This window comes from Halorussus salinus, from assembly GCF_004765815.2.
Classification (GTDB): domain Archaea; phylum Halobacteriota; class Halobacteria; order Halobacteriales; family Haladaptataceae; genus Halorussus; species Halorussus salinus.
In genome coordinates, this window is record NZ_SBIS02000012.1 from 191,678 (window position 1) to 205,256 (window position 13,579).

Sequence of the window (13,579 nt, forward strand, 5' to 3'; positions counted from 1 at the left end):
GTATGGAGCCGACGGTGACGGCGTTGAGAGAGAGGCCGGGCGTTCGGGTTGTCGATCCGATTGAGAGCGCGCAGTTTGATCTGTGGACGGCGTCGCCGGTTAGGCCGATGTCAGTTTCACCGGACTTGTTCCGGTTCCCGGTTGGGAACGCAGTCGAGATCTCGGCGAATCGGGTAGTGGTGCCGGAGTTGACGAGTATCTACCTGCACGGAGAGGATGGGTTAGCGGGGGCGTTTGACCCGTCTGACGGACGGCTTCGAGTTGAGGGGGCGCGGACGCTCGAAATCAATAGTGCGCCGACGAAGCTGTATTTGCGAGTTGAGTGTCCGCTGGTAGTTGAACGAGAAGAGTCGCGGGTGATGGTTCGGTTTGACAGGAGGGTCGATGTACAGGTTGGGGTACGGTCGTTGCATGACCAGCCAGCGGGGACGATTACGACGCCGGAGAGTCCGGAGGATGTGATGCGGGCGGTGTCGTTGTTGGGGTCGGCGTTGAAAACGACATCGGCGGAGCGGTCGTTTCCGACGTTGCGTGGGCATCCGCCATTGATTGAGACGGGGGACGTGTTTACGGTGCCGGATGGCATCGAGCGGCCGGAGACAGGGGTTCGGGTGGAGGTGCCTGCCGAGTATGAGTACGTGTATCCGGCGGTGTCGCTGGCGTATTATCTCGGCGCGGAGGTCGTGCCGGGCAGTCAACCACGACTGGTGACGGAGGGTGGATTCACGTATGATTTAGAGGGCGATGTAGGGTACGAGCGACGGGTGGGGCGTGTCCTCCGGCAGGTGTTCGTATTGGATTGTGTGGTACGGACGGAGGGCTACTACCAGATTGCGTTGCATGAACGCCACCGACTGGAGGAGCGGTTGGACGTGGATGCTGGCTGGCTATACGAGTTGCCGCTGGCGGCGCGGCTTGAACAGTATCTCGACATGCCGTATGACGCGGTCGCGGATGTGGTTCCGGCGTGGCCGTTAACTGTCGATGTCGATCCGTCTGTGTCGAGTCTCGACGCAATGCCGTTTCTCGCTGACGAGTTAGCCGTTATACGGACAACTCCTGACCAGTCGAGGTCGGCGACACCGACACCAGATATGATTACGGACTTCCAACGCACCGACTCTACCCCTGATTTGGAATCTAAGGGAGTGTCGAGTGAGTTTGTGACGCCGGACCCAGTGTCGTTCGACACGGTTGGTCGGGCGTGGATCGGAGATGATGTACCGGTCGGCGTGACCAAACTCACGTCTGAGTCGCTCCACCGTAGTCTCGACGTTGACCCAGACCCCTCTCCAATCCAGATTCACGTCGTCTGCAACGATCCAGCGATGCAGGCCGAACGCGCGGTCTCGGAGTACTACCAGCTGAACGAACGCCACCAATTCGACATCACCGTCCACACCAATGTTGAAACAGAGGAGTTGCGGGCATTGCTCGCCCAAGATGCGGACTTCCTCCACTACATCGGCCACGTCATCGACGACGGTATTGTTTGTCCAGACGGCCACCTTGACACCGGGACGCTCTCGAACGTCTCGGTGACAGCATTCCTCTTGAACGCCTGCGACTCCCACGAGCAAGGCCTACAACTCGTTGAGGCCGGAAGCCTTGGCGGAATCATCACTCTCTCCGACATCGCCGACACCGTCGCCACACAAGCAGGCACCCAACTCGCCCGCCTCCTCGCCGCAGGCCACACCCTCCACACCAGCACCACCGTCCTCCAAACCCACCTCCTCTCCGGCACCAACTGGCTCACCATCGGCAACCCCACCCTCTCACTCTGTCACTCACAAAGCGGGAATCCACTCTACTTACGCATCACTGACATTGATGATGGGATTTTCAGGACCGAATTCTACGCATTTGTATCGCCAAGCCATGGGCTTGGCTCTGCTCTCAAACTGCATATTGACTCGGAGACTCGCTATTTAGCGAGTAGCAAACTCGATACGCTGGACCTCTCGGAGATAGAACTTGACGAAATACTGGAAAGGAATATTCTAGCGATTGATTACAATGGAGAGCGGTACTGGAGCGATGAAATTTCGGCGTCTGATCTAATCTAGGGACCGGGGTGCGAGTCCGCTAGTGGGATGATGTCGGTGGTCAGTATGAGTTGTCCGCCGAGCAGGCTAGCGGTAAAGACTGCATTAGTTAGCTTTGGGTGGTTCCGTCCGAGGGTAGCTAGTTTCGATTGCATTGCAAGCGGAGTATACCCGTCTACTGTAATACTATTAATGCAAGTATTATGGATTTTGACAGCAGTTGGTGAACACCTTCACCAAATCACCCGAAGCTATTCTACTCGGTACGTCTGAAACGGGTCACGTCGGCGCGATGGACGTTAACAATGTCGGTGTTCTCTTTAACCTCATAAAGGTACATCTGGAACTGAGTCGTGGGACTCCTCGGGAGGGTGGGACGTGTCGCTCCAATCTCATAAGGGTACATTTGGAACTCATCGAAACAGCCGATTTGGTCGTTGCCGGGGTCGCTTCAACCCCACAAGGGTGCGTCTGGAACATCTTAGCGAATCGCTTCGCCAGCGGAGTGAACTGCGCTTCAACCCCACAAGGGTGCGTCTGGAACGAAGGCGTTGCCGGAACCGTGGGGGTCGCTGTTCGAACTTCAACCCCACAAGGGTGCGTCTGGAACGAGACGTTCATCTTCCCGGTTTGACGGGAATAGACACTTCAACCCCACAAGGGTTCGTCTGGAACGATGATGCCGCGCATCCCGCTGTTCTTGCCGTCCCACACTTCAACCCCACAAGGGTTCGTCTGGAACGGTTCGAATCAGCCGAAATCGAGGAGTGGCTGGATGAAACTTCAACCCCACAAGGGTTCGTCTGGAACCCGATGATGCTCCGGTGTTCACCGTCCACGACCTCACTTCAACCCCACAAGGGTTCGTCTGGAACAGATTCAACATATCTGGCTTATCGCCCCTCGAAAAGACTTCAACCCCACAAGGGTTCGTCTGGAACACATCGGCGACCGGATGACGACGACCATGCGGTCGGTACTTCAACCCCACAAGGGTTCGTCTGGAACGAGCGTGGCGGCCCTCGTTGTCGGTGAGTTCTTCGAAACTTCAACCCCACAAGGGTTCGTCTGGAACCGGGGATGCACGCACCACTTAACCGCCACGACTGTCCACTTCAACCCCACAAGGGTTCGTCTGGAACACCTCCGGGCCGCGAGCGGATATCACGGACCTCGTCACTTCAACCCCACAAGGGTTCGTCTGGAACGTCGTGGGTTTCGGCGAGTCTGGCGATGACTTCGCCACTTCAACCCCACAAGGGTTCGTCTGGAACACGCTCGACGCCGACCACACCTGCCCCGGATGCATCTTCAACCCCACAAGGGTTCGTCTGGAACCACGGCGGTTGGTCCGGGCGACCTCGACGAGACGGACGGTCTTCAACCCCACAAGGGTTCGTCTGGAACGCCCGAGATACGGCGACTCGACCATTCGAGGACGCCTCTTCAACCCCACAAGGGTTCGTCTGGAACTCGAGGCAGTCATCATCAACGACGAGGCCCACGATCTTCAACCCCACAAGGGTTCGTCTGGAACGGTGACGAGAGTCGGGTTGTCGGGGTCCGTCTCGTCTCTTCAACCCCACAAGGGTTCGTCTGGAACCTAAGATGTGGTCCTCCGGTTCGCCGTCTACTCGGTTCTTCAACCCCACAAGGGTTCGTCTGGAACTCGATTTCAAGACCTACGACCCCGGTTCCGAGGGAATCTCTTCAACCCCACAAGGGTTCGTCTGGAACCTGATGTTCACCTCGCCGTGGAAATCGTAGCGCCGTCTTCAACCCCACAAGGGTTCGTCTGGAACCTGCCGAACATACTTCCACCCGATCACGGTGATCGGCTCTTCAACCCCACAAGGGTTCGTCTGGAACCAGTAGCGAGTTCGCGGCTCTCGACCGAGTGAGCAGTCTTCAACCCCACAAGGGTTCGTCTGGAACTCCGCGTGCAGCCGGATAGCCTGGAAGAACTGGTGCTTCTTCAACCCCACAAGGGTTCGTCTGGAACACCGACGACGGCACTCAAATCCCCGCGGATGACCTTCTTCAACCCCACAAGGGTTCGTCTGGAACCCCGAGGAAGATTTCTTCCGCGAGTTCTTCGAGGTCTCTTCAACCCCACAAGGGTTCGTCTGGAACCATGCCGGATTTCCCGGCCTCACAGGCTCTCGTGGCTGAACGCATACAAGTGTTTCCGTCGACCCTCAATTCCCCCTGAACCCCCGGGGGGTCGACGGAGATCGAGAGGAGTTATTTGGTTCTCGGTGAGGCGACTTCGACTGGAATAGGTAACGCATCGAGCCGAGCAACTGCGGGCTACGGTTCTGCGACGCCGTAAAAGTCTTCGATGGCGGTTTCGGTGTCGTTTTCGAGGGCATCGAGTCGGTCGTGGTGGAGGTCTCGCCATTCTTGGCCGACCCGAGCAAGCTCCGAGTCGGCGAGCTGGTAGCCGTCGATGCGGCCGAGCGAAACGCGGTCGAGGAGACCGAGTTCGACGAGGAGGTCTTTGTGTTGGTGGACGGTTGACTCGTCGAGGTCGGATGCGGTGGCGAGTTCGCGGACGTTGAACGCGCGGTTGGGGTTGGCGAGCGCGGTCTCGACAATCTTGAGTCGAGCGGGGTGGCCGTAGATCTTCGTGAGCGGGCCAGCATCGCCAGTCATGTCTCTTGCTGGTACCTCTCCACGACTAAACCTTGGGTTCTCCTACTGAGATTTTCCAGCGATGCATTATCGTGTCTCGGCTAGATCGTTTATGTCTGTGACCACAGGTTTTAATCTATGGCTCTTTTGTGAAGCACCAGCCAGCAAACGCATACCAATAACACTGAAGTGGTACTACAACTCTACAATAGCTAATTAAGAATGTCATTAGAGACGAAACTCACTGAGATGGGCGACCCAGGTCGGTTTGAGAAGCTTTCAACAGAAATTCTTCGTTGGAGTAATAAGAAATACAGATCAGTCATCCAGACCGGTGTCAATACAGAAGGGAAGCCGATTAGAGACCCAGTGGATGGCTTAGGACAGGCTCCAGATGCTAATCCACCTCATTTCGTCTTTCTAGAGTTTACGACGACTAAAAAGAGTGGGCTGGAACGAAAATGGCTCGCCAATCCAGATCCAGAAACCGATAAATCGAAAGGCGACTTAATCAAAGCTGCTGAGCAAGCAGAGGATATTCGTGAAGATGTCCCTCATGCTGACTTTACAGTAGTTTTAGTCTCAAATCGAGTGTTAGATAGCGACCTTATGAGAGCCGTCTTTGGCACTGCTAGCTCCTTTGATATCTCTGTTGATGTTTGGGACGTTCACCGGCTCGCAGGGTTCCTACAGACTGATCCTAATGGTCAATATTTACGGAGTAAGTATTTTGGAATAGATGAGGAACGGCTCTCCGAACCACTTTTGTTGGAATTGTCGAATGACAGCCTTCGGTCCTACGAAGAGAGCTTTCGTATCCCTGTGGATACGGCAAAAGTTGAGCGTCCAGAGCAGTCTACAATTATAGAAAGCGCCCGAAGCTCTGGAATGGAGAGTTATTTCATTCCTATAGTTGGTAATTCAGGATTCGGAAAAACCGTCATTTGCCATCAGGTGATGGAACAATGGAGAGCAGACGAAAAGCCAACGCTGAGGCTAGATTCGGAAGATATTGAAAATGCAAAGACATTAGCACAAGCACTGCAGTCTGGACTCACGCGTCTACAACCAAGTTTGGAGTCTACTGCGGGTCAAAAAGCAATTCAACTTGCTCAAGACACTTCCCAGCTTTTAATCGTAGTTGATGACCTCAACCGTGCAGATAATCCTTCCCAACTATTGTCACAACTACAAAATTGGATGGGAGGCGCACGAGAAGTAGCTTCAGATGGATCAGGAAATGGAGAGTCCGCTGACATAGGTGGGTTACCAGTCACTATTTTATGCCCACTGTGGCCCCGAATATGGGCCAAACAAAAGCGGAATATAAATCAGAACAAATTCGCTAAAATCATCGAGCTTGGGCCGCTTTCTGCCGAAAAGGCCGGTCATCTCATTCAAGCACACGCAGATGCGCATGGGCACGATTTTACCGATGAGAAGGCTCTTAGTCTCGCAGAGAAAGTTGGTCGGGACCCCCATCTAATTGGTTTACTTGGCCAGCTAATGCATACAAAGGACACTATTGACGATCTACCGGATACATCGAAAGAAGTACTGGATGAGTATTCCGAGTATGCTTACGAAACAGCAACTGAAGCATCAGATGGATCATTAATTGTCCCAGACTATGAAAGAGCAGTTGAAGAGTTATCGCTCGGTGTGATGGAGAATAAGAATTTAGCTCCGACATGGAGAGAGGTATGTGACCTGTCATGGTCTACTTCACAGACACTGGATGGAATCCGAACGCTATCTAACCAAGAACAAATATTCTCAATTCTGAAACAGCGTTCTGATCGAATTCTATCTTTTAGACATGATCGGATTCGGGATTTCCTTTTAGCTGAATCTAGTCTGAGCGAGATTGAACGAACCGGTAATATACCTGCCTGTCTGACTGATCCGTACTATTACTCGATTATAGGGGTGGGAATTGCGTTTTTCCGTCCCTCAGAAGCTATCCTTTCAGAGTTGCGCGAGAAGAATCCGATTGCACTACTTGAATCTCTCCGTAGACTCGGCGGAGAGGCCCCAGAGTATGAACAGAAGGTAGGAACAGAGTTTCAACAGTGGCTGGATGAACAGGAGGATGACACGGAGATTCCTAACAGCATGCTCGGTGAAATAATGGATAACCTCCAGCAAACAGACTCGAAACAAGTTCTAAAAATCGCTGATTTTCTGCCACAATTTCCCCCAGTTCTACTAGCACGGTTCCGAAATGGAGACTTAGAAGCTGGAATCCAGTACTGTACTGGAGGAAGAGGGGGACAACCAAGTCTGAACAACCCTCAACGGGATTCTGTATTCGCCGACGCAATGCAACAAAATGGGAATCGATATACACACAGCCTCTCGGAAGTCTTGTCGTCAGTAGAAGGTGAACACGTCCAAGCAACCCTCCGTCTCGCCGGATTTTTCGGCCGGAGTGAACTCGGACCCGCCCTCAAGAATTGTTGGGAAAACCATTGTGACGATCCGGAACTCTTACCAGCATTTCTCTGGGCAACATTCCAGTGTTGCATTCCAGAACACCGCGACCTCGTTGATCAGGTAGTCGGTCAATGGGCATCTCTGCCGAGTGGGAACTCCATCGATGATACAACCGTTGAGTTCGGTGCTGGAGATGTATATTCGGAAATACAGCACTCCCTCACTCAAGACATTTCTGCAGATCAAGTGCAATACTTAATTGAGGCAGCAGATGAGTTCACGGGGGTAGACAACTATATTACATCGCTGCTAAGTAGGCTGCCAGATCCAGATGCATTAGAATTCGTGGTAAAGAAGCGAGCCGAGAACATGCAAGAAACGGATAAGATATCTCCATGGGCTATGAGTCTACTCGACCATTGGAGTCCTAGCCATCTACGTGGGGATTCCCTCCCGCTTGAATTAAAGGGCCGAATGAAAGAGGTTTGGATGGATGATGAGAAGATCGACGAAATGCGAACGAGTGCGTTTCAGCTCTGGGCTCGAAACGCTGAGGAAAACAATCTTGAGGAATTGAAACGTGCAAGCGAAAATGACCTATTCGAGTACACAGCCTACTATCACCGGATGCGATTAGGTGATGTAACAGCTGTTACATCCAATTCGATTGATTTTGAGAAAAGGGACACCCTTCTCAAACCGCTATCTAATGTTTGGGGTTCTGAAGCCTACAGTCTAGTTGACAGTTTGATTAACGACAATTCTCCGGGAGAGTCAGGGAATTTGTTTCACAGTTTGGGAGATATTCTGTTCCGAATACCACCAGACGATGCGGAGCAATTGTTAGATACGCATTGGAAGAAAGTGAAAAAGCATTCAAAATTCTTCCAAGCAGCACTGTATACTGGAACATCTTTAACGGAAGAGCTTGCGAGGGCCGTATATGAGGATAGTGATGATCCGGAAGGACTATTGAATCATATAGGAATGAATTTCGGGTTCAATACGTCGGGGAAATCCCAACTCATTACTGAACAACATCTGAAATCTCTTGAGCCGTATATTTCTGATATTCCTAATATGGATTTGATAGGAATCGTGGAGAAGGCGGATGAACTTGGAATGAAAGATTGGGCCGCAAACCACGTACAGCCTCATTTGCCAAATGACCAGCGACCGAGGCACTTTCCGACTAACGACGACTTCATAGAGGAACTCAACGAGATTAAAGACAACGACAATAAAGATATCAGGGGTTGGATGACAAGATTTGATCAACGGTCGATATCAAAGTCTCGTGTCTTTGGGGTTCTAGAAGAATGGCTACAAACTAACCCAACACTGGAAACATACAGAATATCTGTGGAGGTAGTAAAGAACTGGGGGACCCGTGAGGAACTCAAAATCTTGGACGACATATCGATTGAAGACGAGAGTGCCCAGCGATTCTACAAAGATGCGGAATTCGGAGTGAAGGTTCGTACACTGAATTGATTATATTTGAAACGATGTCACAATCTAACTGCCACTAAGAAGCTACTCTCTCAGGCAATAATATAACACATATTATGCAAAATTAGACTGTCTTGTCTCAATCCAAGACACCTCTGGATTCTAAGCAAGACAAAATTACAGAGTCAAAACGATTAAAAATACCAAGCGGCTCTATACCTGATGTAACGGTTCGCAGGAAGACCAACCGCGATGGGTCCAGCATCGCGGCTGAGTTCGCGGGCCTTGGTTGGCACAGGCTCCGCGAGGAGTCCTGCACCGAGTAGCAACAGCGTTCGCCACAGGACCATGCAAGACTCCCGAATCCCACCCCAAGAGCGTATCGCTTTCCAATCAGTCGAGCGTCAATTCGCCCTCAAGATAGACGCGACCACGGGCCGTGATTTCGTAATATCCCGGCTCCTCGCGTTCAATCAATCCCTCCTCTTCGAGTTCACGGCAAATTCGCACGATGTAACTGCTGTTCTTATAGCCGGTAGAACGAGTGATAGAGGTCGGATTAAGGCGCATTTTCTCAGACCGACCGCTCGATGGTGGCTCCAACGCAAGCAGTTCAAGGACAGTCCGGTGGGCATCCGTTGGACCATCCTTCTCGATAGCCATACGACATTGTTTTCTCTACCTAACTTTAGTGTAGCCGGAATCCCTCCACAAGTAAATACCTGTTATACCGAGTCAATAGGTATTGAGTTAAGTTTAAGTTGCTACATTTACCACTCGACAAGTAACGGGAACGAGACGCGGATTCACCACTTTCGGTTGGACGCATCGCAGAAACGATGCGGACCCGATGGTGGAGTCATCGGGGTCCGCGGTTCGCTCCCGTATCCACGGTACGGAAGCATGCACGAATTCACCGACGCGGGACTTGAATCCCCCGCACGACTAGCGGATAGTCTGTCAATCGCACGCGCCAGCGGTCGGGGAGGAGTGGCGGCATGACGGCCGAGTCGGTCACGTCGCTCAGGACCATGCCCTACTCCCGAATTCCAATTCAAGAACCTACTATCTTCCAATCAGTCGAGCGTCAATTCGCCCTCAAGATAGGCACGGCCACGCCAATTAATCGAATAATAGCCGGGGTCCTCCCGCTCGACCAACTCGGCATCACGCAATTCTCGGCAGACAACTCCGATATGGCTAGAGTCTTTGTAGCCAGCACTCTGGGTGAGACATTTTGGAGAGAGCCGCATTTTATCGGAGCGAGAAGAAGGCGGGGTTTCGAGCGCCAAGAGTTCGAGAATGGCTCGATGTGCGTCAGTCGGTCCATTCTCTTCCAAAGCCATGGAGAGACATTCTTAAGCCCAGAATTTAATTTGCGTGATTTAATCCCACAATCACTTACTTGGGTTCCTAGGCATTCAGATGAGTGTATAGATTTAAGTTGTGTTAGTTATGAATTGAGAAGCAACGGGAACGAGACGCGGATTCACCACTCTCGGTTGGACGCATCGCAGAAACGATGCGGACCCGATGACTCCAGCATCGGGGTCCGCGGTTCGCTCCCGTATCCACGGTACGGAAGCATGCACGAATTCACCGACGCGGGACTTGAATCCCCCGCACGACTAGCGGATAGTCTGTCAATCGCACGCGCTAACGGTCAGGGAGGAGTGGCGGCATGACGGCCGACACAGTTGCGTCCCTCACGGACTTGCGGGCGTTCGAGCGCGACCTCCTGTACGCGGTCTGCGCGCTCGAAGACGATACGCCGCCGAAAGGACTCACAATCAAAAACTATCTCGACAGCGAGTACGGCGAGGACCTCAACCACAGCCGGCTCTACCAGAACCTCGACCGGCTCACCGACAACGACCTCCTCACCAAAGGCCAGAAAGACGACCGCACCAACGAATACGCGACCACCGACCACGCCCGAGAACTCCTCGCCGACCACGCCCAGCGCCGCGCCAGCGCGGTCGACCTCAACGGAGGTGGCCCCGCATGACCCACGCCATCGAGTTCGGTCCCGACCTAGACGACGCCATCCCCGAGACGTTCGACATCTGCGACGACTGTGGCACGCCCACCGTCCAGCTCTCCTCGCACACCTGTCCCGACCCGGACACGGTTGCCGACCCGTCACGGGCGGAACTCGACCGGCGCGCCGAACAGGACCCCTTCCCCGACTCCGAGACCGTCCTCATCCAGCAGGCGCGACGAGCAACGAGCTACGCCTACCACGAAACCGACGCGAACAACCAGCCGCTCTGTCCGGCGAACACCACCAGCGGATTCGAGCAACTCACTCGCACCGACGCCCAAGCTAAACGGTATGCCCCCTGCCAGTTCTGTCACCGCATCCGCGGAGCCAACGCAGACAACGGAGGTGACCAGTGATGAGTGCCCGTCGGAGACAACTGGCGAGCAACCTGACGAGCTACAAGCGCGACTTACTCTGGGGCGTCCATCGCGCGAACCGCGCACACGAGACCCCCGTTGGCGCAGACGTAAAAACAGAACTCGAAGAGCTAGGCCAAACCAACACCGAGGGCGGCCAATTCTACCCCCGGCTCAACGAACTCGTCGATGCCGGTCTCGTCACGAAAGACGACCATCCAGATGACGGACGCGGATTCACTGTCGACTTGACCGAGGAGGGCAACGCTGTGTTGACCGAGTTAGTCCTCCGAACCGTCGAGTCGCTGGATGTGGATGTCCCCAGATGTGCCCTCCCAGATGCTGATGCTCGGCCGCAAGTTCGAGGTGAAGGCTAATGGCAACTAGCGAGTTCTATGCCAACTCCAGCGGAGAAATCATCTCGATGACCGACGCGGCCGCCAACCGGGACCAGAACCGAGACCGGGACAGCCCTGAGGGATCGAATTCGCTCCTCGTGGCGGCGCTCCATCGGCTGTTCGCCTGTCCAGCGAAAAGACCCGGCAGTTGAGACGTTCTGCCCGAACCACCAGACCAGCCACGGAGGCGACGATGCCGGACCGGACACCGGATATCGGGAGAGTCGTCGAGATGCCGAGCGGCGAGTGCGGCGAAATCCCCACCGACCACAAGCCCACTCCCGACGCTATCCGTGTCCGACTCGATTCCGGCCGCGAACCACGGTATAGCAACGTTGAACCAGTCTCCCCCAACCGAGAAACCACTTCCCAGCAATGACCGCGACACGGACCGACTCCCCCACGACCAGTACCGAGACACGAACTAGCCAAGTTTTCATTCGCACGAATAGCGAGGAGAAAGCGATGGCGGAAGCCGCCGCCGAATACTATGGTTGTTCGCAGGCGGAAGCCGGACGGCAACTCTACGAAGCGTGGTTCCAGAACACGTTCGGCGACGTGGACCCCCAGCTCGTCGCCGACACGAACCTCGATGCCGAAGACTTGCAGAATCTCGCCGCGAAAGATCTCTCCGAAGACGAACTCCACGCAGAACTCCGCCGACACGCAACCTCGGACGACTCCGACACTACGCCGACGAGCTACACGGCGACGGTCGTCCCGGCCGAACTCGAACGCTCCGGCCCTGAACTCGACTACGAGGATCTTCGGGAAGCCGTCCAAGACCCCGAAGACGGCGGCTACTGGAGCGACAATCTCGAAATCCACCCCGACCGCGTCGGCAACACAACGCTTCGAGCGAACCACTTAGTCACGAGTCGCGTCCTCGCTGCGATGGCGCGGTCATGCGCAAACGAGGGCGTTTTTCACGAAGATCCACTCACTGACCTCGTTCAACAGTACTGTTTGCATCTCACGGATCGGTTCAACGCCGACCGTGGGAACCAGTATATCATCGAGACCTACAAGAACAACGTTAAACGACTACTTTGGACCCACCCTCGTCCGAGTTCCAAGACGTTGTTCACGAGCGAGGAGTCCTACTACAGTGCGCTTCCCGGCCTGATGAACGACTGCGAGACCACGCTCAGCGGCTTTGCCGATATCATCCTCCAGCGAGAGGAGTGCCTTGAGACGGACCTCGCTGGCCCGCTAACCGCTTCGCTTGCGGAAGTCGAAGACCTCGATGACTGGTACGGCATCGTCGGTGAAGCACTCGAATTCGTCGCGACGACAAGAAACATTATTAGTGGAATCACTGACCCAGATCAGTTCCTTGAACAGGCCGGGGATGACGCCTTCGACTTTGGTGTCCGACCTGAGGTGGACGGACCGTTTGGAGAGCTAGCGAAATCCCAGAAAGAGTTCATGAATCTTTACGAGACGAATCTGCATGTTCACGTTCAAGAGAAGATAGAGGAGAACCACGTTTCCCCCGAAGTCCAGAATATGCTCAGACGGGAGTAGCCAGCTCGTCACGGGTCGGTCCGCATCACGCTGGATAGCGGCTACTGTAGCTTTCCCTTTCTTGGTTCGGCCATAGAAGCAGTACCAGTTCCTCGGTGACTGCGAAGAAGTAAGTTCTCGACATTTTCACAGCGATTTCTTGGAGCAGTCCGTTCATTAACCGGGTAGATGACACTGATGGACCGATTCGTCGAGGCGATCAATCGGCATTAGGGCGATACCGCTTGCGGTTAAGTTAGCTAGATTGGAGAAGCAGAGCGAGAAATAGCGTTCCGTCTTGCGATTAACAATAGACCGCTTGCGGAATTCGGCCCGATTTTCTCGTTCTACAGAACGGCATTAAGATAGAAAGATTGGTGGAAACGCTCGGTAGCGGGGCGAGAAGTAGAAATCATGCGCGGTTCATCGTCTGCAAGAATACCGATTGAGAGACGGTCATGAGCGACGCTACGGAAGAACTCTGTTCTTCCTTCGCTTAGAAGCCGACAGTACGGATATCATTGAAATTATGGATTTAAAAATATTTTGATTCCAGTAGTTTATCAGGATAGAACATACGATACCAGTTATTAATACATAGAACCGCGTTCTTAATAACGGGCTTTCCGGAGCGTTAACCGTGTATCTGGTTTTTCAGGTCTTCTCGACCACGCTGGCGGTAACCATACCGTCTTCTCACGTCCT

The 13,579-nt window shown here is 53.7% G+C and carries 10 protein-coding genes and 1 CRISPR repeat array; of the genes, 7 read left to right on the forward strand and 3 right to left on the reverse strand.

Annotation, left to right across the window (positions count from 1 at the left end):
- The first annotated feature begins 2 nt into the window (after nucleotides 1-2).
- Complete coding sequence (locus EPL00_RS21820; protein ID WP_135855310.1) at nucleotides 3-2,069, forward strand: hypothetical protein; 2,067 nt, start codon at nucleotides 3-5, stop codon at nucleotides 2,067-2,069.
- A gap of 427 nt (nucleotides 2,070-2,496) precedes the next feature.
- Nucleotides 2,497-4,181: a CRISPR direct-repeat array (repeat unit 30 nt; unit sequence TCTTCAACCCCACAAGGGTTCGTCTGGAAC).
- 177 nt (nucleotides 4,182-4,358) lie between these two features.
- Here the strand turns inward: EPL00_RS21820 and EPL00_RS21825 are convergent.
- On the reverse strand, nucleotides 4,359-4,703 hold the full coding sequence (locus EPL00_RS21825; protein WP_135855311.1) for a winged helix-turn-helix domain-containing protein: 345 nt from the start codon (nucleotides 4,701-4,703) through the stop codon (nucleotides 4,359-4,361).
- A 201-nt stretch (nucleotides 4,704-4,904) separates the two neighbouring features.
- Between EPL00_RS21825 and EPL00_RS21830 the strand changes: the two genes are divergently transcribed.
- Entirely contained in the window at nucleotides 4,905-8,612 is a 3,708-nt protein-coding gene (locus EPL00_RS21830) for an NACHT domain-containing protein (protein ID WP_135855312.1), read from the forward strand.
- A gap of 351 nt (nucleotides 8,613-8,963) precedes the next feature.
- On the opposite strand, the gene EPL00_RS21835 is transcribed toward EPL00_RS21830, so the two are convergent.
- Together EPL00_RS21835 and EPL00_RS21840 are read right to left on the reverse strand one after the other, a co-directional pair.
- Nucleotides 8,964-9,233 (reverse strand): MarR family transcriptional regulator, encoded by a 270-nt coding sequence (locus tag EPL00_RS21835; protein WP_135855313.1) that lies wholly within the window; start codon nucleotides 9,231-9,233, stop codon nucleotides 8,964-8,966.
- 413 nt (nucleotides 9,234-9,646) lie between these two features.
- A complete protein-coding gene (locus tag EPL00_RS21840; protein WP_135855314.1) occupies nucleotides 9,647-9,916 on the reverse strand; it encodes a MarR family transcriptional regulator in 270 nt (89 codons plus the stop codon).
- A gap of 335 nt (nucleotides 9,917-10,251) precedes the next feature.
- Between EPL00_RS21840 and EPL00_RS21845 the strand changes: the two genes are divergently transcribed.
- The 5 genes from EPL00_RS21845 to EPL00_RS21865 all read left to right on the forward strand — a co-directional run bounded on the left by EPL00_RS21845 (nucleotide 10,252) and on the right by EPL00_RS21865 (nucleotide 12,895).
- Complete coding sequence (locus tag EPL00_RS21845) at nucleotides 10,252-10,578, forward strand: helix-turn-helix transcriptional regulator (protein WP_135855315.1); 327 nt, start codon at nucleotides 10,252-10,254, stop codon at nucleotides 10,576-10,578.
- The gene (locus EPL00_RS21850; protein ID WP_135855316.1) at nucleotides 10,575-10,970 is read left to right on the forward strand and encodes a hypothetical protein; all 396 of its coding nucleotides are present in this window, start codon (nucleotides 10,575-10,577) and stop codon (nucleotides 10,968-10,970) included. The genes EPL00_RS21845 and EPL00_RS21850 overlap by 4 nt, the downstream gene beginning before the upstream one ends.
- Complete coding sequence (locus tag EPL00_RS21855) at nucleotides 10,970-11,347, forward strand: helix-turn-helix transcriptional regulator (RefSeq protein ID WP_135855317.1); 378 nt, start codon at nucleotides 10,970-10,972, stop codon at nucleotides 11,345-11,347. Before EPL00_RS21850 ends, EPL00_RS21855 begins: the two co-directional genes overlap by 1 nt.
- Nucleotides 11,347-11,520, forward strand: a complete 174-nt coding sequence (locus EPL00_RS21860) for a hypothetical protein (RefSeq protein ID WP_162224292.1) — start codon at nucleotides 11,347-11,349, stop codon at nucleotides 11,518-11,520. Before EPL00_RS21855 ends, EPL00_RS21860 begins: the two co-directional genes overlap by 1 nt.
- Before the next feature lie 313 nt (nucleotides 11,521-11,833).
- Entirely contained in the window at nucleotides 11,834-12,895 is a 1,062-nt protein-coding gene (locus tag EPL00_RS21865) for a hypothetical protein (RefSeq protein ID WP_135855318.1), read from the forward strand.
- Nucleotides 12,896-13,579: the final 684 nt, after the last annotated feature.

Coding starts and splice junctions, on each gene's coding strand:
- EPL00_RS21820 (WP_135855310.1), top strand. CDS start 3: ATGGAGCCGACGGTGACGGCGTTGAGAGAGAGGCCGGGCGTTCGGGTT.
- EPL00_RS21825 (WP_135855311.1), bottom strand. CDS start 4,703: ATGACTGGCGATGCTGGCCCGCTCACGAAGATCTACGGCCACCCCGCT.
- EPL00_RS21830 (WP_135855312.1), top strand. CDS start 4,905: ATGTCATTAGAGACGAAACTCACTGAGATGGGCGACCCAGGTCGGTTT.
- EPL00_RS21835 (WP_135855313.1), bottom strand. CDS start 9,233: ATGGCTATCGAGAAGGATGGTCCAACGGATGCCCACCGGACTGTCCTT.
- EPL00_RS21840 (WP_135855314.1), bottom strand. CDS start 9,916: ATGGCTTTGGAAGAGAATGGACCGACTGACGCACATCGAGCCATTCTC.
- EPL00_RS21845 (WP_135855315.1), top strand. CDS start 10,252: ATGACGGCCGACACAGTTGCGTCCCTCACGGACTTGCGGGCGTTCGAG.
- EPL00_RS21850 (WP_135855316.1), top strand. CDS start 10,575: ATGACCCACGCCATCGAGTTCGGTCCCGACCTAGACGACGCCATCCCC.
- EPL00_RS21855 (WP_135855317.1), top strand. CDS start 10,970: ATGAGTGCCCGTCGGAGACAACTGGCGAGCAACCTGACGAGCTACAAG.
- EPL00_RS21860 (WP_162224292.1), top strand. CDS start 11,347: ATGGCAACTAGCGAGTTCTATGCCAACTCCAGCGGAGAAATCATCTCG.
- EPL00_RS21865 (WP_135855318.1), top strand. CDS start 11,834: ATGGCGGAAGCCGCCGCCGAATACTATGGTTGTTCGCAGGCGGAAGCC.